This is a genomic window from Pseudomonas sp. TMW22091 (assembly GCF_022496705.1).
Taxonomy (GTDB): Bacteria; Pseudomonadota; Gammaproteobacteria; order Pseudomonadales; family Pseudomonadaceae; genus Aquipseudomonas; species Aquipseudomonas saxonica.
The window spans coordinates 22,797-43,740 of the sequence record NZ_SCFI01000012.1 but is presented as its reverse complement, the minus strand read 5'-3'; the positions used below and the strand labels follow the sequence as shown (position 1 = coordinate 43,740).

Annotated in this window: 16 protein-coding genes; 9 read left to right on the top strand and 7 right to left on the bottom strand. The window is 55.8% G+C overall.

Features of this window, described 5'->3' with window-relative positions; translation table 11 throughout:
* Nucleotides 1-269 precede the first annotated feature (269 nt).
* The 4 genes from mexE to EQV93_RS19110 all read left to right on the top strand — a co-directional run bounded on the left by mexE (nt 270) and on the right by EQV93_RS19110 (nt 7,364).
* Nucleotides 270-1,514: a multidrug efflux RND transporter periplasmic adaptor subunit MexE gene (gene mexE / locus EQV93_RS19125; RefSeq protein ID WP_122785956.1), complete on the top strand. Its 1,245-nt coding sequence runs from the start codon at nt 270-272 to the stop codon at nt 1,512-1,514.
* A 15-nt stretch (nt 1,515-1,529) separates the two neighbouring features.
* Nucleotides 1,530-4,709 (top strand): efflux RND transporter permease subunit, encoded by a 3,180-nt coding sequence (locus EQV93_RS19120; RefSeq protein WP_122785955.1) that lies wholly within the window; start codon nt 1,530-1,532, stop codon nt 4,707-4,709.
* Complete coding sequence (locus tag EQV93_RS19115; RefSeq protein WP_122785954.1) at nt 4,706-6,124, top strand: efflux transporter outer membrane subunit; 1,419 nt, start codon at nt 4,706-4,708, stop codon at nt 6,122-6,124. Before EQV93_RS19120 ends, EQV93_RS19115 begins: the two co-directional genes overlap by 4 nt.
* 184 nt (nt 6,125-6,308) lie before the next feature.
* Nucleotides 6,309-7,364: a tetratricopeptide repeat protein gene (locus tag EQV93_RS19110; RefSeq protein WP_122785953.1), complete on the top strand. Its 1,056-nt coding sequence runs from the start codon at nt 6,309-6,311 to the stop codon at nt 7,362-7,364.
* Nucleotides 7,365-7,398: 34 nt separating this feature from the next.
* Here EQV93_RS19110 and EQV93_RS19105 read toward each other — a convergent pair whose 3' ends face one another.
* Both EQV93_RS19105 and EQV93_RS19100 read right to left on the bottom strand, forming a co-directional pair.
* Entirely contained in the window at nt 7,399-8,547 is a 1,149-nt protein-coding gene (locus EQV93_RS19105) for a PQQ-dependent sugar dehydrogenase (RefSeq protein ID WP_240892185.1), read from the bottom strand.
* Nucleotides 8,548-8,565: 18 nt separating this feature from the next.
* Entirely contained in the window at nt 8,566-8,913 is a 348-nt protein-coding gene (locus EQV93_RS19100; RefSeq protein ID WP_240892184.1) for a hypothetical protein, read from the bottom strand.
* A gap of 287 nt (nt 8,914-9,200) precedes the next feature.
* On the opposite strand from EQV93_RS19100, the gene EQV93_RS19095 reads away from it, so the two are divergent.
* Nucleotides 9,201-11,750, top strand: coding sequence for an autotransporter family protein (locus EQV93_RS19095; protein ID WP_240892183.1), 2,550 nt, complete (start codon nt 9,201-9,203; stop codon nt 11,748-11,750).
* Here EQV93_RS19095 and EQV93_RS19090 read toward each other — a convergent pair whose 3' ends face one another.
* The 3 genes from EQV93_RS19090 to EQV93_RS19080 form a co-directional block, all read right to left on the bottom strand.
* The gene (locus EQV93_RS19090) at nt 11,751-12,263 is read right to left on the bottom strand and encodes a hypothetical protein (RefSeq protein ID WP_122785950.1); all 513 of its coding nucleotides are present in this window, start codon (nt 12,261-12,263) and stop codon (nt 11,751-11,753) included.
* 190 nt (nt 12,264-12,453) lie between these two features.
* Entirely contained in the window at nt 12,454-12,768 is a 315-nt protein-coding gene (gene hdeA / locus EQV93_RS19085; RefSeq protein ID WP_122785949.1) for an acid-activated periplasmic chaperone HdeA, read from the bottom strand.
* A gap of 260 nt (nt 12,769-13,028) precedes the next feature.
* Nucleotides 13,029-14,066 (bottom strand): zinc-dependent alcohol dehydrogenase family protein, encoded by a 1,038-nt coding sequence (locus EQV93_RS19080; protein ID WP_122785948.1) that lies wholly within the window; start codon nt 14,064-14,066, stop codon nt 13,029-13,031.
* 445 nt (nt 14,067-14,511) lie between these two features.
* Here EQV93_RS19080 and EQV93_RS19070 point away from each other — a divergent pair, with 445 nt between their 5' ends.
* The 3 genes from EQV93_RS19070 (at nt 14,512) to EQV93_RS19060 (ending at nt 18,065) form a co-directional block, all read left to right on the top strand.
* Complete coding sequence (locus EQV93_RS19070) at nt 14,512-16,098, top strand: ABC-F family ATPase (RefSeq protein ID WP_122785947.1); 1,587 nt, start codon at nt 14,512-14,514, stop codon at nt 16,096-16,098.
* A 159-nt stretch (nt 16,099-16,257) separates the two neighbouring features.
* Complete coding sequence (locus EQV93_RS19065; RefSeq protein ID WP_146426721.1) at nt 16,258-17,445, top strand: MFS transporter; 1,188 nt, start codon at nt 16,258-16,260, stop codon at nt 17,443-17,445.
* A 224-nt stretch (nt 17,446-17,669) separates the two neighbouring features.
* Complete coding sequence (locus EQV93_RS19060) at nt 17,670-18,065, top strand: tail fiber domain-containing protein (protein ID WP_122785945.1); 396 nt, start codon at nt 17,670-17,672, stop codon at nt 18,063-18,065.
* A 33-nt stretch (nt 18,066-18,098) separates the two neighbouring features.
* Here EQV93_RS19060 and EQV93_RS19055 read toward each other — a convergent pair whose 3' ends face one another.
* Both EQV93_RS19055 and EQV93_RS19050 read right to left on the bottom strand, forming a co-directional pair.
* Nucleotides 18,099-19,130, bottom strand: coding sequence for an alpha/beta hydrolase family protein (locus tag EQV93_RS19055; RefSeq protein WP_240892182.1), 1,032 nt, complete (start codon nt 19,128-19,130; stop codon nt 18,099-18,101).
* 162 nt (nt 19,131-19,292) lie between these two features.
* Entirely contained in the window at nt 19,293-19,904 is a 612-nt protein-coding gene (locus EQV93_RS19050) for an FMN-dependent NADH-azoreductase (RefSeq protein WP_240892181.1), read from the bottom strand.
* Between the two features lie 127 nt (nt 19,905-20,031).
* Between EQV93_RS19050 and EQV93_RS19045 the strand changes: the two genes are divergently transcribed.
* Entirely contained in the window at nt 20,032-20,940 is a 909-nt protein-coding gene (locus EQV93_RS19045) for a LysR substrate-binding domain-containing protein (protein WP_240892180.1), read from the top strand.
* The last annotated feature ends 4 nt before the right edge of the window (nt 20,941-20,944 follow it).

The following is a 20,944-nucleotide window of genomic DNA, read 5'->3' as shown; positions in this document are numbered from 1 at the left end:
GCTTGGCACAATAATTGGGCCAACCTAACCATTCAACCTGCTTTGTCAGGGGTACTTATTCGTTGTTTTTTGTGACTGAATAAGCGTCTTCCGATAGCCTCAATTCTCACAATTAATTGATAGCCTGCTAACCAAAGCCTCACGCTAGACGGCTCGCTTCGACTTTCTATCATTCCCAGTGATAATAACCTTTGCTGGGTTCGATTCGTTTGCCAGTACGCGCGCCAGCATTATCCGCCCATCTCAACAAATTGGCGGATGCACCCCTCATGGAACAGTCACTGAAACATTTGCGCTTCCCACTGGCGGCTTTGGCCATCGTGGTGATGAGCGCATGCGGCAAAACCCCACAAGCGACTGCTCCTGCTCCCGCAGCCAAAGTCAGTGTGGCCAAAGTACTGGAACAGCCGGTCAACGAATGGGACGAATTCACAGGGCGCCTTGAAGCGCCGGAAACAGTTGAAATACGTCCGCGCGTGTCGGGCCAGATTGATCAGGTCGCCTTTACTGAGGGCGCCCTGGTGAAAAAGGGCGACGTGCTGTTCCAGATCGACCCGCGGCCTTTCCAGGCCACTGTGCGTCAGCTTGAAGCCCAGGTGCAACAAGCGCGCGCCAACGCCAGCCGTACTGAAAACGAAGCCCAGCGCGGCGAGCGTCTGCGCCAAAGCAATGCCATCTCGGCAGAGCTGGCTGATTCGCGTACCACTGCCGCTCAAGAAGCCCGCGCCGGTGTCGCAGCGATTCAGGCGCAACTGGATCTGGCCAAGCTCAACCTGAGCTTCACCCGTGTGACGTCGCCCATCAGTGGCCGTGTCAGCCGTGCCGAAATCACGGCCGGCAACATCGTCACCGCTGATGTCACCCCTCTGACCAGCGTGGTTTCGACTGACAAGGTCTACGCCTACTTCGACGCCGACGAGCGCGTATTCCTCAAGTATTCGCAACTCGCTCGTCAGGGCCAACGCGGTCAGACCACTCCGGTGTATCTGGGCCTGTCCAACGAAGAAGGTAATCCTCATCTCGGTCAGATGAACTTCGTCGATAACCGGGTCAACCCGCAAACCGGCACCATCCGGGGGCGCGCGGTATTTGACAACGCCGATGGCAGCTTCACGCCTGGTCTGTATGCACGCCTGAAATTGGTGGGCAGCGGTACTTACTCGGCCGTCTTGATCAATGAAGAAGCGGTCGGTACCGATCTGGGCAAGAAGTTTGTATTGGTGATGGATGCTGACAACAAAACCACCTACCGCACGGTTGATCTGGGGCCAAAAATCGAGGGCCTGCGCATTGTTCGCAGCGGCCTGAGCAAAAACGACACCATCATCGTCAAGGGCTTGCAGAAAGTACGCCCCGGCTCCCCGGTAGCGCCTGAAGTGATCCCGATGGCCAACGAACAAACCCTCGCCGCACTGGCGCAACAACGACAAGCCCTGGAAGCCAGCAACCTGCAACAAGTGAAGCCCGCCATCAACGCGCCGAAGCTTGCCAGCGTTGCGACTCCGCGCGGTTAAGGGACGACAACTCCGATGAATTTTTCCCAGTTCTTTATTCAGCGGCCGATTTTCGCGGCTGTGCTTTCATTACTGATTCTGATTGCGGGCGGCATTTCGCTGTTCCAATTGCCCATCAGTGAATACCCCGAAGTCGTGCCGCCAACCGTGGTAGTGCGTGCCAGCTTCCCCGGCGCCAACCCCAAGGTGATTGGCGATACCGTTGCCGCGCCCCTGGAACAAGCGATTACCGGCGTGGAAAACATGCTGTACATGTCTTCGCAATCCACCGCTGACGGCAAAATAACCCTGACCATCACCTTTGCGTTGGGCACTGACCTTGACAATGCTCAGGTGCAGGTACAGAACCGCGTGACGCGGACACAGCCCAAGTTGCCGGAGGAAGTGACGCGCATCGGTATTACGGTGGACAAAGCTTCGCCCGACCTGACCATGGTTGTGCACTTGACCTCGCCGGATCAGCGTTACGACATGCTCTACCTGTCCAACTACGCCATTCTCAATATCAAGGACGAACTGGCGCGCCTGGACGGTATCGGTGATGTGCAAATGTTCGGCATGGGCGACTACTCACTGCGGGTATGGCTCGATCCCAACAAAACCGCATCGCGCAACCTGACAGCTACCGACGTGGTCACGGCTATCCGTGAGCAAAACCGTCAGGTCGCCGCCGGTGCTCTGGGCTCACCGCCGGCACCCAACGCTTCCAGCTTCCAGTTGTCGGTCAACACCCAGGGCCGTCTGGTCACTGAAGAGGAGTTCGAAAACATCATCATCCGCTCCGGCGATGATGGCCAAATCACGCGCCTCAAAGACATTGCCAGGGTTGAGCTGGGCTCCAGCCAGTACGCGTTACGTTCTTTGCTGGACAACCAGCCGGCCGTGGCACTTCCAATCTTCCAGCGCCCCGGCTCCAATGCGATCCAAATCTCTAACGACGTTCGCGCCAAAATGGCCGAACTGAAGAAGAGTTTCCCGGAAGGGATGGACTACCAGATTGCATACGACCCTACCATCTTCGTCCGTGGCTCCATTGAAGCGGTGGTTCATACCCTGTTTGAAGCCCTGATTCTGGTTGTGCTGGTTGTGATCCTGTTCCTGCAGACCTGGCGCGCTTCGATTATTCCGCTGGTGGCCGTGCCTGTATCGCTGATCGGTACGTTTGCGGTGATGCATATGTTCGGCTTCTCGCTCAACGCCCTGTCGCTGTTCGGCCTGGTATTGGCGATTGGTATCGTGGTGGACGATGCGATCGTAGTGGTGGAGAACGTCGAGCGAAATATCGAACTGGGGCTCAACCCCGTCGATGCGACCAAGCGCGCGATGCGAGAAGTGACCGGGCCGATTATTGCCACGGCATTGGTGCTGTGTGCGGTGTTCATCCCGGCCGCCTTTATCTCGGGCCTGACAGGTCAGTTCTATAAGCAGTTCGCATTGACCATTGCCATCTCGACAGTGATCTCTGCCTTCAACTCGCTGACGTTGTCTCCGGCGCTGGCCGCGGTATTGCTTAAAGGCCATCACGCCCCCAAAGACCGCTTCACCAAACTTCTCGACCGCCTGTTCGGCAGCTGGCTGTTTGGCCCGTTCAACCGTTTCTTCGTCAAAGCCAGTAACGGGTATGTCGGTACGGTGCGTCGCATCATTCGTGGCAGCGGGATCGCCATGCTGATTTACGCAGGCCTGATGGTGCTGACGTGGGCCGGGTTTGCTCACACTCCGACCGGTTTTGTGCCCCCGCAAGACAAACAATACCTGGTGGCCTTTGCCCAACTTCCGGATGCGGCCAGCCTGGATCGTACTGAAAGCGTGATCAAGCGCATGTCAGAGCTGGCACTTAAACAGCCTGGTGTAGCCAATTCGATTGCCTTCCCCGGCCTGTCGATCAACGGGTTCACCAACAGCCCCAACAGCGGCATTGTCTTTGTCGCACTGAAATCGTTTGAAGAGCGTAAAGACCCGAGTCAATCCGCTGCCGCCATTGCCGCCACACTGAATGGGGAATTTGCCGATATTCAAGAAGCCTATATCGCTATCTTCCCGCCGCCGCCGGTACAAGGCTTGGGCACCATTGGCGGGTTCCGTTTGCAAGTCGAAGACCGTGGCGGTCTGGGCTATGACGAGCTGTACAAAGAAGTCCAGAACGTAATTGCCAAGAGCCATGACGTGCCGGAACTGGCCGGGTTGTTTACCAGCTATCAGGTCAACGTGCCGCAAGTCGATGCCGCTATCGACCGTGAAAAGGCCAAGACCCACGGCGTGGCGATCAGCGACATTTTCGACACCTTGCAGATTTACCTGGGGTCGCTTTATGCCAACGATTTCAACCGCTTCGGACGTACTTATCAGGTAAACGTTCAAGCTGAGCAGCAATTCCGTCTGGAACCTGAGCAGATTGGCCAACTGAAAGTGCGTAACAACAAAGGTGAAATGATCCCGCTGGCGACCTTTATCAAGGTCAGCGACACCGCAGGCCCCGACCGTGTGATGCACTACAACGGGTTTGTCACCGCTGAAATCAACGGCGGCGCTGCACCGGGTTACAGCTCGGGCCAAGCCGAAGCGGCAATGGAAAAACTGCTGAAAGAAGAACTGCCCAACGGCATGACCTACGAATGGACTGAGCTGACCTACCAGCAAATCCTGTCGGGCAATACCGCGTTGTTTGTGTTCCCGCTGTGTGTGTTGCTGGCGTTTCTGGTACTGGCCGCTCAATACGAAAGCTGGAGCCTGCCACTGGCGGTGATCCTGATCGTCCCGATGACGCTGCTCTCGGCAATTACCGGGGTGATTCTCTCGGGCGGTGACAACAACATCTTCACTCAGATTGGCTTGATCGTTCTGGTGGGGTTGGCATGCAAGAACGCCATTCTGATTGTGGAGTTCGCCAAGGACAAACAGGCAGAGGGCCTCGACCCGCTGGCTGCGGTACTGGAAGCCTGCCGCCTGCGTCTGCGGCCGATTCTGATGACCTCGTTCGCCTTCATCATGGGTGTGGTGCCTTTGGTGCTCTCCAGCGGTGCTGGCTCAGAAATGCGCCACGCCATGGGTGTTGCGGTGTTCTCCGGGATGCTCGGGGTGACCTTCTTCGGCCTGCTGCTGACACCGGTGTTCTATGTATTGATTCGCCGCTATGTGGAGCGCAGTGAAGCGCGTAAAGCAGCCAAACACCTGAAGTTGGAGTCGCAGCAATGAGCTTGAAAGTCTTTATGCCGAGCCTGTTGGTGCTGGCTTTGAGTGCTTGCGCCGTTGGCCCGGACTACAAAACTCCGGACACCCCACCGGCACAGGTCAATGCCGAGTATTTGAAGGGGTTTGACCGCGCGCACTTTGAAGGCATCTGGTGGCAGCAGTTTGACGACCCGACGCTCAATCAGTTGGTCACACAGTCGCTCAACGGTAACCGCGAGCTGCGTGTGGCGTTTGCCCGCTTACGTGCAGCACGGGCCATTCGCGATGACGTCAGTAACGACGCCATGCCGACTATTACCAGCCGTGCCAGCAGTGATATTGGCAAAGGACAGATACCGGGCCAGACCGAAAAGCGTGTCAACAGTGAGCGCTATGACCTGGGTCTGGATATGGCGTGGGAGATCGACCTGTTTGGCCGTATCCAGCGCGAACTGGAAGCCAGCGACGCTGATGAACAGGCCGCAGCGGCGGATCTGTACCAACTGCAAGTCACCATGATTGCGGAACTGGTGGATGCTTACGGCGAACTGCGCGGCGCCCAACTGCGTGAACGCATCGCCCTGGACAACCTGAAAAACCAGCAGGACTCCAAGGCCATCACTGAAAGCCTGCGCGATGCGGGCGTGGGCGATCAACTGGACGTGGTGCGTGCTGACGCCCGCTTGGCTTCGGTTGAAGCCAGCGTGCCACAGTTGCAAGCCGAGCAAGTGCGCGAGCGCAATCGTATCGCCACGCTATTGGGCCAGCGACCTGAACAACTGAACGTTGATTTGAGCCCTAAACAACTGCCCGCCATTGCCAAAGCGTTGAACATTGGCAACCCCGGCGACCTGTTGCAGCGGCGACCGGACATCATGAGCGCCGAACGCAAACTGGCAGCGGCCACGGCTCGTATCGGCGTGGCCAAAGCCGATTTGTTCCCACGGGTCAGTTTGAGCGGATTTCTGGGGTTTACCGCCGGACGCGGGTCACAAATCGGTTCGGCGGCAGCCAATGCCTGGGCACTGGGGCCGCGCATTACCTGGCCCGCTTTTGATCTGGGCAGTGTACGCGCACGATTGCGTGGCGCCGATGCCGAAGCCGAAGGCGCACTGGCCAGTTACGAGCAGCAAGTACTTTTAGCGCTTGAGGAATCTGACAACGCCTTCAGTGACTATGGCAAACGCCAGCAACGTCTGGTGTCGTTGATTCGTCAAAGTGAATCGAGCCGCACCGCCGCTGACTTGGCAGCGATACGTTACCGCGAAGGCACAGTGGACTTTTTAGTCTTGCTCGATGCCCAGCGTGAGCGTTTGGCCGCTGAAGACAGTCAGGCACAGGCCGAGGTAGAAATGTATCGCGGCGTAGTGGCCATTTACAAAGCGTTGGGTGGCGGCTGGCAACCAGAAACGGAAGAGACCCTGGCCCGCGCGCACTGATTTAACGCTGTCTCCAAGAGCTCCTTTGGTTGGCCGCAACCAACCAATTTTTTGCCCCGCGCTCATTCGGTCGCGGGGCTTTTTTTTGCGAGCTGGATCCATCCGCAATCACCCCGCCGTTTGACTCCAGCTGCAGACTGTCCCAATCTTGCAGCTCATACGCTCGCTTGTTTCTGGATATTGCATGGCTCAGCCTCGCCGTTACCTGTTTGTCAGCCTGATGTCTGCACTGATCGCAGGCGGCCTCTGGTATGGAATGCGCTCCGCCCCAACGGTAGCGCCCGCCACCACTGGCCACAGCTATTCGGCTGCGCTTGAACAAGCCCATAACGGGCAGCCCGGCGCTGCGCGGGTCTTGTATCAGCAGTTGGCCCGCACTGACCTCTCCGATATCCGCCGCGCCAGCTTGCATGCTGAACTGCCTAACTACCCAAGCCCTCAAGCCTTGAAGCTGGCAGATGCCGACCTGCTCAACCCTTCACCTTTAGTGCGTCAGGCGGCGATTCAAAGCATTGCCGGTCTGGTGCCCAATGCTCAACGCACACTGCTGCTTGGCCCGTTACTGGAGGACCCTGAACAAAGCGTACGATTTGCGGCAGCCAATGCCTTGCTGGGTTTGTCGGCCGATGAACAAGGCCTGTACTTCGGCCCGTTGCAGCAAGTCGTCGACGAGTATGAGCGCGACCTCACTACCCGCCCGGACGACGCTCAGGCGCAAGGCCAACTTGCCCGTTTGTATCTGCATGAAGGGCAACTGGATCAGGCTCAGGCAGCGCTGGAGAAAGTCACAGCCCTTGAGCCGGATAACCTGCGCGCAGTGGTGGCACAAATAGAGTTGCTGGATAAACGCGGGCAGGCTGATCAAGCACGGCAATTGTTGGCCAAGCAACTGCAGGCGCACCCGGATTCGGCTTATCTGCAACATGCCCTTGGAGTATGGCTGCATAACCACGGCCAGACTGAATACGCGCTGCTCGGCCTGGCCAAGGCCGTGGAGCTGGAACCTGACAACAGTGACTACCGTTACAAACTGGCGGTTGCCCTGCACGACCTCGAACAATTGGAAGCGGCACAACGCCAACTTGAAGAGCTGTTGCAACGACAACCCGCCAATCGCAAGGCCCGCATTCTGCTGATCCGCTACTGGAAAGAAACCGGGCAGATACAGAACGTGCAGGTATTACTGGCACAACTCGAACAAATGAACCCCGATGATCCAGCCTTGCAGCAGGGACTTTGAAAGGGGTTCACGGCTAGCACAAGCAGTCAGCCCGCTATTGCAGGCCCACGCGGTAAAGCACGCCATCCTGCTCATCGGTCAAGACATACAAATACCCGTCAGGCCCTTGGCGGACGTCGCGAATACGCGCGTTCAACCCACCTAACAAGCGCTCCTCATGCACCACCTTGTCGCCATCGAGCTGTAGACGTATCAGGTCTTTATCGGCCAGAGCGCCAATAAACAGGTTGTGTTGCCAAGGCTTGAAGCGGTCTGCATCGTAGAACGCCATGCCGCTGATGCCCGGCGATTTATTCCAGACGTGATGGGGAACGACGGTGCCTTCCAGTGTCTTGCCCTTGGCCTCGGGAATGGGCTGGGAAGAATAATCAATGCCATGAGTCGCCAGCGGCCAGCCATAGTTTTTGCCGCGCTCAATCAAGTTGATTTCATCACCGCCCTTGGGGCCATGCTCATGGGTCCAGAGCGTGCCTGTCCACGGATTCAACGTCGCACCTTGTTGATTACGATGCCCGTATGACCAGATTTCCGGCCGGACTCCTGTCTGCCCTACAAAAGGGTTGTCGGGTGGAATTCGTCCATCGGGGAAAATACGCACAATTTTGCCCTGCAACTTGTCGAGGTCCTGGGACGTGGGCCGCTGATTATTCTCGCCAAGGGCGATAAACAGATAGCCGTCGCGATCGAAGACCAGGCGAGAACCAAAGTGGTTACCCGTAGAAAGTTTGGGTATTTGACGAAATATCACTTCAAAATTGTCCAGCTCGGTCAAATCATCCGATAAACGAGCGCGGCCGACCGCAGTTCCGGCCTTCCCCCCTTCGCCACCTTCTGCGTATGACACATACACCAATCGATCTTTGGCAAAGTCTGGCGACAGGACCACATCAAGCAATCCCCCCTGCCCTTTAGCCCACACCTGCGGGACGCCTGACAACGGCGCAGAGAGTTTGCCTTCAGGGCTTAGCACCCGCAGATGACCTGGGCGTTCAGTGATTAACAGGCCTTGGTTATTGGGCAGAAAAGCCACCGACCAGGGATGATTTAGCCCCTCCACCACAGGCGTCACCGTAAGGGTCCCCGCCTCGGAAGAAAACGACTTCTGCCCGTCGGCAGAAGCTGCAAAGGCAACATTGAGCAGTGAAGTGGCACACACCGCAGCCAACAGAGTTCTTCTCAGCATTAGCTGTTCCTTATTCGATTAACGATTGTCCCGGGGTTGCAGCGACGGAGCAGTCGGTTTGACGGTCTCGGGCAGCGGCGGATTACGCGGGTAGCCATTGCCCACCCCACCATTCTCAAGGGTCGGGGCTTTCACTCTTGGCATGGTCGAAGGCGCCGGGGGCACCGGCGTAGCAGGAACGCTGCCTTGACGGCTATTAGGATTGATTCGCCGCAGTGTGTTGTTGGTGTTGCCGTGCGTGGAGCCTTGTGCCACCCATTGGATGTCCGGTGAGGCCGCAACCTGAACATCACTCTGTGCGTTTGCGCACGTTATTGTGGCAAACCCCAGCAGCAGCAAGGCAAGTCTGGATCGACAACGTTTCATCGCATTCTCCTTCTCTGGGCACCCATAATCTTTGAGAGACTCTGGAGGCGCAGGTTCGGTTTAAAACTTAAATACGCTCAATTTAAAGTCTCAAAATGTCACTCAATGTTACTTGGCAAACCCAACCGCTAAGTAAATGCCCCTTTAGGCCACTCAACAACCTGTCATTTATGACACTTACGCCATGATGTTTTTGAGTTTATAACCCATCCAAACTCTGTCGAGCCTGACAGGCACTGCAGGGGTGAACCGTGATGTTATTTATGTCCGCAATCAGGATGTCAATCATGCCTAAACACCCTGCCCTAAGGTTATTCGCCACTTCCCTTCTGAGCCTGGCCTTGCAAAACGCCTATGCACAGTGCTCGTTCAGCCCGACTGCTGGAGATGACAGCTATATCTGTGACAGCGGTAGTGCTGCGTCACTCACTGACTTGCAGGGCAACAATAGCCTTAGCTTGCCCAGCAACAGTACGGGCACCATCACAGGCCCGGTAACTTTCGGCCCCGGTGCTGACCAGATCACGGTTAACGCCGGTCTTATTGATGGGGCGGTCAGCCAAGGCTCGGGCATAGATGACTTCGTCATGACGGGAGGCCAGATCCGGTCTCTGGCACAAGGTGACGGTCGCGACACCTTCCTGATGACCGGCGGGACTATTGTCGGCGCTTTTGAGGACGGCGATGTGGCCACAATGACCGGTGGGCGTATTGGCCGTGTTGATATGAAGCTGGACAACAATATTTTTAATATGTCGGGCGGCCAAATCATTGGCAATCTGGTGACCGGTTTTGGGCTGGACACCATCACCGTCTCCGGTGGCTCCATTGGCGGCAATATCAGTGTCAGCGGTGGCAACGATCAAGTCACCGTGACAGGAGGCACCGTGGGAGGCCAGATTCTAATGAGTTTTGGCAACGACGCCTTTGTCTGGCGGGACGGCGGGACGCTTGAGGGGGCTGTGATGATGGGCGATGGCGACGATACCGGGCTGTTGTCCAATCTGCCCGAAACCTTACTGTCGACTACGCCGCATATTGATGGCGGCCCGGGCAATGATTCGCTGACCTTTGCCAACAGCAACCCGCAATCGGGTGCACGTTATGTCAACTGGGAAACGATAGCGCTGACTGAAGGCTCCCACCTGACCCTTAATGACACCCTGACATTGGGCGATACCGTCAGCAGCACGGGTAATCTGAACATTGATGCCAGCAGCCAGATTGACTCCAGCACAGGTGTCATTTCGCCCTTCACAGCGGGCCAGAACGTTAACGTCAATAATGCTGGCTTGATAGACCTGACCCGAAGCGGAAGTTCCACTGGCGACACCTTGACGATCAATGGTAACTATTCCGGCAATAACGCCATTATCAAATTACAAAGTGTACTGGCCGGCGACAATGCAGAGTCCGATCGACTGATCGTAGCGAGCGGCCAGATGTCAGGCAGCACCGCACTGAATGTCACCAATTTGGGCGGAACCGGGGCATTGACCACGCAAAACGGCATTCAAGTTGTGCAAGCCAATCAAGGCGCTACCAGTACCGCAGGTGCATTCACGCTGGGGCAATCACTGTCTGCCGGGGCTTATCAATACTATCTGTTCAAGGGAGGGATCACGGCGGGAAGTGAAAACAGCTGGTTTTTGCGCTCTAGCGTCGTGACACCACCTGCGGTTGCCGCCGTTGTACCGCCTGTGGTGGTGCCTCCAGTTGTGGTGCCTCCAGTGAGTCCACCCGTCGTGGTTCCTCCTGTTGTAAGTCCACCCGTCGTGGTTCCTCCTGTTGTGGCTCCAGTTGAACCCACGCCTGTCCCTGCGCCCGTCGCAGCAGTTGGCACGCCAGCCCTGCCCACCGCAGCGCCCGGGCAAAGCATTACGCTTTATCGTCAGGAGGTGCCGCTCTACGCTGTGGTACCGCCTGTAGCGGCCCTGCTGGCGCAAACGTCAATAGGCACTTTTCATGATCGCCAGGGTGAACAAAGTCTGCTGACTGAACAGGGTGCCGTTGCGGCAGGCTGGGCACGCACGTTTGGCAGTCACTTGCGCCAGAGCTGGTCCGGTACAGTCGCCCCCAGTTTTGACGGCTCCATCAACGGGTATCAAATAGGACACGATGTGTATGCATGGACATCAGACAGCGGTATGCGTCAGCGTGTCGGCCTGTTTGCCAGTCAGTCCCGACTGGACGGTGATGTGCGCGGTTTCAATCTGGGGTTTAAAAATGCCAAGGCGGGTGACATCCGCCTTGACGGCGACAGCCTGGGCGCCTACTGGACGCTGATCACCCCGCAATCGGCGTACGTGGATGTCGTGGCCATGGGTACTCGCTTGGACGGGCGCACGCGCTCTGAACGCGGGGTGAAACTGGATCTGGATGGCCATGCCGTTAGTCTGTCGCTGGAGACGGGCTACCCGATTGCCGTGTCCAGCCATTGGCAAATCGAACCACAAGCTCAGCTGATTGCACAAAGGGTCTCCATGGACAACGCCAGCGATGGCATTTCCACAGTAGGCTTCGAGTCGCAGGACTATCTGAAGGGCCGGGTCGGCGCACGCATGAAAGGGGCTTACAGTGTCAACAATGTGCCCGTCGAGCCTTACCTGCGTGCCAACCTGTGGCGCAGTTTCGGAGGCCGCGACGCCACAAGTTTTGACACTGTTGAGGCGATCAAAACCGACCACAGCGCCAGCAGCATGGATGTTGGCGCAGGCGTGGTGGCGCGTTTGAACTCAAGCGTCAGCCTCTATGGCAGCACCGATTACAGCGCCAACCTCGACTCGCGCAACCTAGAGGCCATCAGCGGGACGTTGGGTATACGCATAAGCTGGTAATCAAGGATAGGGATCAGGCCCGATTTCGATCACCGTGGACTCACGCGCCTCTGCAATCAGCGCTTCGCGGCACACTTGGTAGCAGTCCTCGATATGGCCGTTGCCGACCATTTTCATCACACCAAAGCTGATCGTGGCGGCCACCGCCTGCCCCACAAAAGGCACAAACCGAATGACCGACTTGGTGGCTACCTTGGTGCCCATTTTGCGGACCAACGACATGACCAGTGTTCGGCTGATGAATTTGCCGATGACTTCACTGCCGATGCCCGAGACTGCGACGACGATAAGACGCCTGGATCGCGTGTCCATTTGTTCAATCTGCTGCGGGGTCAGGCCGAATTTACTGTTGATGGCAGGCAGCATTTCAACCAGCAGCGCCACATCCGTTCCGATGTCCAGCCCCGGTATCGGAATGGCCGCAGCACCAGCCGATACGGCTGAACGCTTGGTGACCATGGCCTTGCACTCGTCACGAATGCGATCCAGCTCAGCTAATGATCTGATTAACATAGGACTCCCCGACTAAAAAATAAATCCGACGCAGTCTACTACGCCCCACCGCCACTCATGGCGGGTCTGCTTTTAATGTAGAGGGGATACAGCGCGAGAAATTCAGAACGAGGGCAAAAATTTAACTGCAGGCGGGTTCAAACGGAAGGGAAAATCAGCCTGTACTCGCTGGGAGTACAGGCTTGAGGCTTTACATGTCTTTTTTAACTTTTGTCCATTCGGATTTGATTTTCTGAACGAAGGAGTCTTTCGGGGCTTCTTTACAGGCCGTGATCACCAGAGGGGTGAGAGTTTCAACACCGTCGACGTCAAGCACAGCGTCTTCTACCTTGCCACTTTTGTTAACGGCTTCACCCAGACCTACAGCGGTCGGCTGGAAGGTGTCTTTAACTGCCAGGAAATCCTCGCACGTCCATTTCGAAACAGGCTGTTTGGTATCAGCGTGAGCCATTGAGGTCAATGCTACCAAGCTTGCTGCGCCCATCATCAGGATGTACTTCTTCATATCAATATTTCCCTATTATCGAAAAGAATGTCAGTGACGTTGGTTATACCGCCAAAAACATAGTTGCCAAAACCGACCCTGTCAAAGAAGTAACGATTACCCATCAACCTGTAGCCGGTTTAAAAGATAACGAATATGCACACAACTCCGTGGCGCGAATTAGTCTATAAATCCGCTCCCTGCATAGCCACCGCGCCAACTTGAGAGTGCCCGGAAAAGCATTGTTCCTGGCACTTCTCGCCGTTAGCTGATTACTCTGGTCATTGCGAGAGAATAACTTTCATCGCCTTCTCCTTGGCCGCATTGCCGAACACTTCGTACGCTTTAAGAATGTCATTGAGGGCAAAGCGGTGAGTGATCAACTGACCGGCGTCGACCTTGCCTGATTGCACCGTTTTCATCAGCATGGGGGTGGTGTTGGTATTCACCAGGCCGGTCGAAATAGTGACGTTCTGGATCCATAGTTTTTCCAGATGCAACTCGACACTTTTACCGTGCACGCCCACATTGGCGATGCTGCCGCCGGGGGCAACGACCGACTGGCAGGTGTCAAACGACGCAGGAATGCCCACGGCCTCAATGGCCACGTCCACCCCTACCCCTTGCGTGAGCTCAAAAATGCGCTCAACGGCATTTTCCGTATTGATGTCGATCACGTGTGTGGCGCCAAAACGCTGAGCCACTTCCAGGCGGTTGGCATCACCATCCACCACGATCAACTGGGCAGGTGAATAAAACTGTGCGGTCAGGAGTGCAGCCATACCGACAGGTCCAGCGCCTACAATCACGACACTGTCACCCGGCTTGACCTTGCCTGCCAGCACCCCGATCTCGAAACCGGTTGGCAAAATATCGCTGAGCATGACCAGTGCTTCTTCGTCCGACCCGGCGGGAACGGGGTAAAGGCTGTTGTCGGCATGAGGAATACGCACGTATTCAGCTTGAGTGCCGTCAATCAGGTGGCCCAGAATCCAGCCGCCGTCAGCGCAGTGGGAGTACATCTGGCGACGACAGTTCGGGCAGCTGCCACAGGAAGTGATGCACGAGATTAAAACATGGTCACCGGGCTTGAAATTTCGAACGGCCGAGCCGACCGCTTCAACCACGCCCACCCCCTCATGGCCCAGCACGGTGCCTTTGGCAACTTCAGGCACATCGCCTTTGAGAATGTGCAGGTCGGTGCCACAGATGGTCGTGTGGAGGATGCGAACAATGGCATCGGTCGGTTTATCGACGACCGGCGTTGGAACCTCGGCCCAGCTCTTTTCGCCTGGTCCCTGATAGGTGAGTGCTTTCATCATGGCCTTCCTTTATCCGATCAGAATCAACAGCGACTGTGCACCTTGTGGAAGGAGCGCCAGCCCCCAAGTCGTTCGGTGCAGTAAAGCAGCCTTTTCCAAATGCGCGTTGCCGCAGGTCATAAAACCGTGCATCTGCCTGAATCAACTCAGGGGCAATGAGGGTTAACCCACTCTGCTCGACTCGAATCAGCCTGAATAATCACACCTAACCTTTGGCTGACAGGAATCAGACGGTGCCGGGCGTACAACTGTTGTCACACCTATGCGACAATGCACGCCATATCCGGCATGATTCCCGCCTTTTTTGCTCAGCAACCTGGCTATAACGCCAAAATGTTGCTCTCTACTAATGCGCGCTGGATCAACTCAAGCTCAGATTGGAGAGCTTTGAAGGGGTCCCATCCCAAATACGCGCTCTCTAAGCTATTGATAGGTAAAGTAATTGATCTCCACAGCTAACATCACCATGCAATTCGGCGCAAAGCCGCTCTTTGAGAACGTTTCAGTAAAATTCGGCGCGGGCAACCGTTATGGTTTGATCGGCGCCAACGGTTGCGGCAAATCGACCTTCATGAAAATCCTCGGCGGCGACCTTGAGTCGTCCGGCGGTCAGGTCATGCTGGAGCCGAACGTGCGCCTGGGTAAGCTGCGCCAGGACCAGTTTGCGTACGAAGAATTCACCGTGATCGACACTGTGATCATGGGTCATGAAGAGCTGTGGAAGGTCAAGGCTGAGCGTGACCGCATCTATTCGATGCCTGAAATGACCGAAGCCGACGGCATGGCTGTCGCAGAGCTCGAAACAGAATTTGCTGAAATGGACGGCTACACCGCCGAATCCCGTGCCGGTGAGTTGCTGCTGGGCCTGGGTATCGGCATTGAACAACACAACGGCCCGATGAGCGAAGTGTCGCCGGGCTGGAAGCTGCGCGTTTTGCTGGCTCAGGCGCTGTTCTCCGATCCTGAAGTGCTGCTGCTCGACGAACCCACCAACCACTTGGATATCAACACTATCCGCTGGCTGGAAAACATTCTGACCCAGCGCAATAGCCTGATGATCATCATCTCTCACGATAGACACTTCCTGAACAGTGTCTGCACCCACATGGCTGACCTGGATTACGGCGAGCTGCGTCTGTTCCCGGGCAACTATGACGAATACATGACCGTGGCCACTCAGTCGCGCGAGCAACTGCTGTCTGAAAACGCCAAGAAAAAGGCACAGATCAACGAACTGCAATCGTTCGTCAGCCGTTTCTCTGCCAACGCCTCGAAATCCAAGCAAGCCAGCTCCCGTGCCAAGGCGATCGACAAGATCACTCTGGCCGAGGTCAAGCCTTCGAGTCGTGTCAGCCCGTTCATCCGTTTCGAGCAGACCAAAAAACTGCACCGCCAGGCGGTCATCGTTGATCAGATGGCAAAAGGCTTTGATGGCAAAACCCTGTTCAAAGACTTCAGCTTTACCGTTGAAGCGGGCGAGCGCGTTGCGATCATTGGCCCGAACGGTATCGGCAAAACCACCCTGCTGCGTACGCTGGTCAATGAGCTGACGCCGGACGCGGGTACAGTCAAGTGGACAGAAGCCGCTGAACTGGGCTACTACGCACAGGATCATGCGCACGACTTTGAAGACGACATGACCTTGTTTGACTGGATGGGCCAGTGGACTCAAGGCGAGCAAATGGTGCGTGGCACCCTGGGCCGTATGTTGTTCTCCAACGATGACATTCTGAAATCGGTCAAAGTGATTTCCGGTGGTGAGCAAGGCCGCATGCTGTTCGGCAAGCTGATCCTGCAAAAGCCGAACGTACTGATCATGGACGAACCGACCAACCACTTGGACATGGAGTCCATCGAAGCGTTGAACCTGGCGCTCGAGAACTACCCTGGCACCTTGGTCTTCGTTAGCCATGACCGTGAGTTCGTGTCCTCGCTGGCCACTCGTATCATCGAGTTGAGCCCAAGCGGTGTAATTGACTTCAGCGGCACGTACGACGATTACCTGCGCAGCCAAGGCGTCGTGTTCTGATTTCAGACACCGCCCCTGGCGAGCCAGCGTCATAAAAAAACCCCGTCACGTTGACGGGGTTTTTTCGTTTTAGTGGCTGAATAAAATAGTTAGCCTGCTTTCATTTATTCACCCTTCACGCCATCATGCTCGCCTAGACCGTCAATCGGACCGCTTGTCATGCCTGTGCAACACCCCTCGCCTGCTCATTCCCCCTCGGTCACGCTGCAAATTCTTTCAATCGTGGTCTACACCTTCATCGCCTTCATCTGCATCGGCTTGCCAATTGCCGTATTACCCGGCTATGTGCATGATCACTTGGGCTTCAGCGCAGTCGTTGCGGGCCTGACGATCGCTTCGCAATACCTGGCCACTCTGTTAAGCCGACCTTCTGCCGGGCGTCTGGTCGACAGCGTCGGAACCAAGCCCGCCATTGTCTACGGCTTGATCGGGATTGCCGTTAGCGGGGTCCTCACGTCACTGGCGGTGATGCTGGAGGGCTGGCCATTGCTCAGCCTGTGTGTGTTGCTGGTCGGGCGGGTGTTCCTTGGCGTTGCGCAAGGGCTCATCGGTGTCGGAACCATTAGCTGGGGGATTGCTCAGGTCGGCTCGCAACATACAGCCCGCGCCATTGGTTGGAACGGCATAGCCTCTTACGGCGCTATTGCTATAGGTGCTCCGCTAGGCGTGGCGATGATCGACGCGGCAGGCTTTTTCAGCTTGGGAATTGCCCTGTTGGGGTTGGCTTTATTTGCGCTGGTGCTGATCCGCAATAAACCTTCCATGCCGGTCATTCGAGGCGTACGCATGCCCTTCTGGTCGGTGTTTGGCCTGATTGCCCCTTTTGGTATCAGCTTGACGCTGGCCTCTATTGGTTACGGCACACTCACCACTTTCGTAACGCTCTTTTATATTGACCGAGGATGGGCAGGAGCCGCGTATTGCCTGTCCGTTTTTGGTGTTTGCTTTATCTTGGGTCGACTGATTTTCACCAACAGCATCAACCGTTTTGGTGGCTATCGCGTGGCGATAGCCTGTATGACCATCGAAACCTGCGGGCTGATATTGCTGTGGCTGGCCCCCTCGGCGGTGTATGCCATGATCGGAGCAGGCATGACCGGTTTTGGCCTGTCATTGGTGTATCCGGCCCTGGGTGTTGAAGCCGTCAAGCAAGTGCCCGTTTCGAGCCGTGGTGCAGGTTTGAGTGCTTATGCCGTATTTTTCGATTTGGCGCTGGCTATCGCGGGCCCGGTCATGGGCGCTGTTGCCTTAAACATGGGGTATCCATTGATATTCTTCAGTGCAGCAGTGCTCAGTGTGCTCGGACTGTTACTTGTTGTAGGGCTTTCCCTACGAAAAACAGTTTAGTTACTAAGAGATACATATAAAATCACAAAGACAACTTCTCGTGTGTGCGGCGCAAAGCCGCACTTATCACGTCATAACCGCCTGATTCGCAACATAAAGTATAAATGATGTCAGAGGGACATTATTGCGGATTAATGATTACTCGCCATTATACGCCGCGCTGACGACGCTCAGCACTTGCCTCCTATACCAATAATTAAAAGTTCTGACTGAGTAACCAGAAAATGCGTTCCTTGATAACCGCTCTAACTTTCCCTGTTTTACTCATAGGCCTGCAAAACGTTGCACTGGCAGATTACAAAATTGATTCCGGCCCGCCAGGCGGCTGGCCATGCTGCCCTTTCAGTGATGCGACACTGAAAACCGATGTACTACCTATCACTGACGCCACACAAAAACTGCTGCAAATCCAGGGTGTTACGTTCAACTGGAAAGAAGGTAATCGCGCCGATGTGGGTGTGATTGCGCAAGATGTACAAAAGGTATATCCGCAGTTAGTTCGACAGGACAAACAGTATCTTCGCGTGGACTACGAGAAGTTGGTCGGCCCGCTAATTGAATCTGTCCGAGAAATGGACGCACGTATCAAACAGCTTGAAGCAACCCAAAAGGCTCATTAAGGGCAACCCCATATAACGGTCATTTGCCACAGGCTACTGACCGTTATATACCGTTCTTGTATTGGATGTTGATATCAGCGTTTTATTAAAAAAAACCCCGGCTTCATTCATCAGATTTCGATGTATATCCTCACGATCAACGCCTTGCGCATCGGTGCACAAGTCAGGCATCAGTCTCTTTTGCTCATCGTTGCAAGGCGCCATAAATACAAAATGCCCCGCGCCGGCAATTACTTTGAATTCAGGCTCTACCGGTAACTTGCGCGCCAGTGCACCGGCGTTTTTATCTGGGTAAACCAACTGATCCTTGTCACCGCTATACAGCAGAACAGGCACATGCACATCTGCCAGGGTCTGACGACCAAACATCAAACTAAGCGGTGCCATCAATAACAGTGCACCGACCCGTGGGTCAGCTATAGGCACAAGGTCATCTCGATCGGCAATCAACTCGCCCTTGGTGGTGCAGGCATCTCGATCATCCGGACGCTCTTGGCAATAAGTGCGCAGACGCTCCAGATCCGGTTGGGCACCCGCTAGAATCAAAGCAGTTTCACCACCGGCCGAATAGCCGATAACCCCCACCTGATCACCATGCACATACGCTGATAATCGTGGATCAGCCAAGGTTGCAGTGATGGCTGCCGATATCTGCATCGGTCGTCCATATAAGTTGCTCAACGTACCCAGCCGACTATGGTCCTTATAGTTATCGCCGGGATGTAGAACCGCCACAACCACAAAACCCTTGCGCGCCAGGGATGTGGCCAAGTCATGCAACGCCAGCGGCGTTCCTGTGTTGCCATGCGACAGCATCAACATCGGGAAATGACCCAATGCAATCTTCGCCTCTTCAGTGGCTTGAACGGTGTAGCCGCCCAATGGGGTCACCCCCTGCGGATCACTGGAGGGATAGAAGGCGATGGCGTGCATCGGCTGATCATCCAAAGGATCGAGAAAGGTCAGACGATGAAAGCCCGCGCTCCATTCTTTGGCAGGCTCAGCCTGCACCATGACTGGGCACCCCGCCAAAAAAAGGATAAATACTGCGCACAGTCGCATCATGGGGCTCACCTTTCATTGCACACAACGTGGAGCACGGATTCCTGCATCTTTCAGGCCCAGTAGCTGGGCGGTGGCATTGACAAGATTTCACAACAGACGAAAAAAACTCCGTACCCCGGCGTTTCACAACGCCAGCATACAGAGCTTAGTTCGTAAGGCTGCTTACGCTGCGCTGAACAACTCTTGATTGATCTGCGCGTGAGCATCATTCATCGCTTTAGTGCGCATTTCATCCCCATACGCAAGGCCATGGGCACGAACGAACTCAACATCGGTGATGCCCAAAAAGCCCAATACCACTTTCAAGTAATCTTCGTGGGCCACGCCGGTGGCTTGGCCTGAATGCAAACCGCCCGACGTCGATATCACGATGACTTTCTTGTTGCCACACAGGCCTTCGGGGCCATTTTCGGTGTAACGGAAGGTCTGACCCGCTACCGCAATACGGTCAATCCAGGCCTTGAGTTGGGTAGGAATGGTGAAGTTGTACATGGGTGCGCCAATCACCACCGCGTCGGCGGCCATAAACTGGGCCAGGGTGTCTGCACTCAATTGTGCTTCGTGCTTTTGTGCGGCATCGCGCAATTCAGCAGGCGTGCCCGCAGCCACCAGGGTCGCAGCCGAGAAATGCTCGATCGCTTCAGCCGCTACGTCGCGATAACTGACGTCCAGGCCAGGATGTGCCGCCTGCCAGGCTTTAACCACTTCACCGCTCAACTGACGCGAAGCCGAGTTGTCGCCCAGAATGCTTGAATCGATGTGCAAAAGTTTCATGCTGTTCTCCACGTGAGGATCGCTGCGGGGCGATCTGATGGCAGCGATACTACGGGTGAAAGCAATCGACGATAAGTCAGCTACCGTGCGATAGTTCGTTCTACATGTAGGACAGTGAGAATTCAGCATGCAAGACCTTAACGACCTCTATTATTTCGCCAAGGTTGTCGAAGCCGGTGGGTTCGCGGCTGCCGGTCGCTTGCTGGGCATTCCAAAGTCGCGCCTGTCACGGCGGGTCGCTGAACTTGAAGAGCGCCTAGGCGCCCGCCTTCTGCAACGTACCACTCGACAATTGAAGCTGACCGCTGTGGGTGAGCGCTATCTGAGCCATTGCCAGGCCATGCTGTTGCAAGCCGAAATGGCCGATGAGGCGGTGGCCAGCATGTCCAGTGAGCCGCGTGGCCGCCTGCGCGTATCTTGTCCTGTCGGGTTGGCCCATGAGTTTATGCCCGAGGTGATCAGCTCGTTTTTGCGTGCCTATCCCCATGTTCAACTGGAAGTCATCCTGCTCAACCGCCGTGTCGATTTGATCACTGAGGGCATTGATGTGGCGTTGCGCGTACGCGAGAAAGGCGATGAGGACCCGTTGCTCGCCACCCGCTGGTTACGTCCGGCGCGGACAGCGATGGTGGCCAGCCCTGAGTTCGCCCGACAATGGCCGATCAATAGCCCCGAAGACTTGAAAAATGTGCCGTTGCTAGGCGCGCTTGAGCCTGACCGAATGGTGCATTTGCGCATGCTTGATGCACAGGGCAAAACCTGTGAACTGACGATGGAAGCGCGGCTGGGCATTGATGATTTTGTGGTGCGCAAGGCCTGCACGCTCTCGGGTTTGGGGTTTACCGTTCTGCCTATGATGTATTGCGAGCAGGAACTGAAAAGTGGCCAGCTAGTGCAACTATTGCCTGACTGGTCATTGCCCGGTGGGTGGTTGCATGCCGTGTACCCGCATCGACGCGGGGTGATGCCGGCCGTCAGGGCCTGGATCGAGCACTTGGTAGAAACCTTTGAGCGGTGTGGAGACAAGATGCTATGAGCCG

Bases quoted from the DNA above. Each gene is read 5' to 3' on its own strand.
- mexE (WP_122785956.1), top strand. From the start codon at position 270: ATGGAACAGTCACTGAAACATTTGCGCTTCCCACTGGCGGCTTTGGCC.
- EQV93_RS19120 (WP_122785955.1), top strand. From the start codon at position 1,530: ATGAATTTTTCCCAGTTCTTTATTCAGCGGCCGATTTTCGCGGCTGTG.
- EQV93_RS19115 (WP_122785954.1), top strand. From the start codon at position 4,706: ATGAGCTTGAAAGTCTTTATGCCGAGCCTGTTGGTGCTGGCTTTGAGT.
- EQV93_RS19110 (WP_122785953.1), top strand. From the start codon at position 6,309: ATGGCTCAGCCTCGCCGTTACCTGTTTGTCAGCCTGATGTCTGCACTG.
- EQV93_RS19105 (WP_240892185.1), bottom strand. From the start codon at position 8,547: ATGCTGAGAAGAACTCTGTTGGCTGCGGTGTGTGCCACTTCACTGCTC.
- EQV93_RS19100 (WP_240892184.1), bottom strand. From the start codon at position 8,913: ATGAAACGTTGTCGATCCAGACTTGCCTTGCTGCTGCTGGGGTTTGCC.
- EQV93_RS19095 (WP_240892183.1), top strand. From the start codon at position 9,201: ATGCCTAAACACCCTGCCCTAAGGTTATTCGCCACTTCCCTTCTGAGC.
- EQV93_RS19090 (WP_122785950.1), bottom strand. From the start codon at position 12,263: ATGTTAATCAGATCATTAGCTGAGCTGGATCGCATTCGTGACGAGTGC.
- hdeA (WP_122785949.1), bottom strand. From the start codon at position 12,768: ATGAAGAAGTACATCCTGATGATGGGCGCAGCAAGCTTGGTAGCATTG.
- EQV93_RS19080 (WP_122785948.1), bottom strand. From the start codon at position 14,066: ATGAAAGCACTCACCTATCAGGGACCAGGCGAAAAGAGCTGGGCCGAG.
- EQV93_RS19065 (WP_146426721.1), top strand. From the start codon at position 16,258: ATGCCTGTGCAACACCCCTCGCCTGCTCATTCCCCCTCGGTCACGCTG.
- EQV93_RS19060 (WP_122785945.1), top strand. From the start codon at position 17,670: ATGCGTTCCTTGATAACCGCTCTAACTTTCCCTGTTTTACTCATAGGC.
- EQV93_RS19055 (WP_240892182.1), bottom strand. From the start codon at position 19,130: ATGATGCGACTGTGCGCAGTATTTATCCTTTTTTTGGCGGGGTGCCCA.
- EQV93_RS19050 (WP_240892181.1), bottom strand. From the start codon at position 19,904: ATGAAACTTTTGCACATCGATTCAAGCATTCTGGGCGACAACTCGGCT.
- EQV93_RS19045 (WP_240892180.1), top strand. From the start codon at position 20,032: ATGCAAGACCTTAACGACCTCTATTATTTCGCCAAGGTTGTCGAAGCC.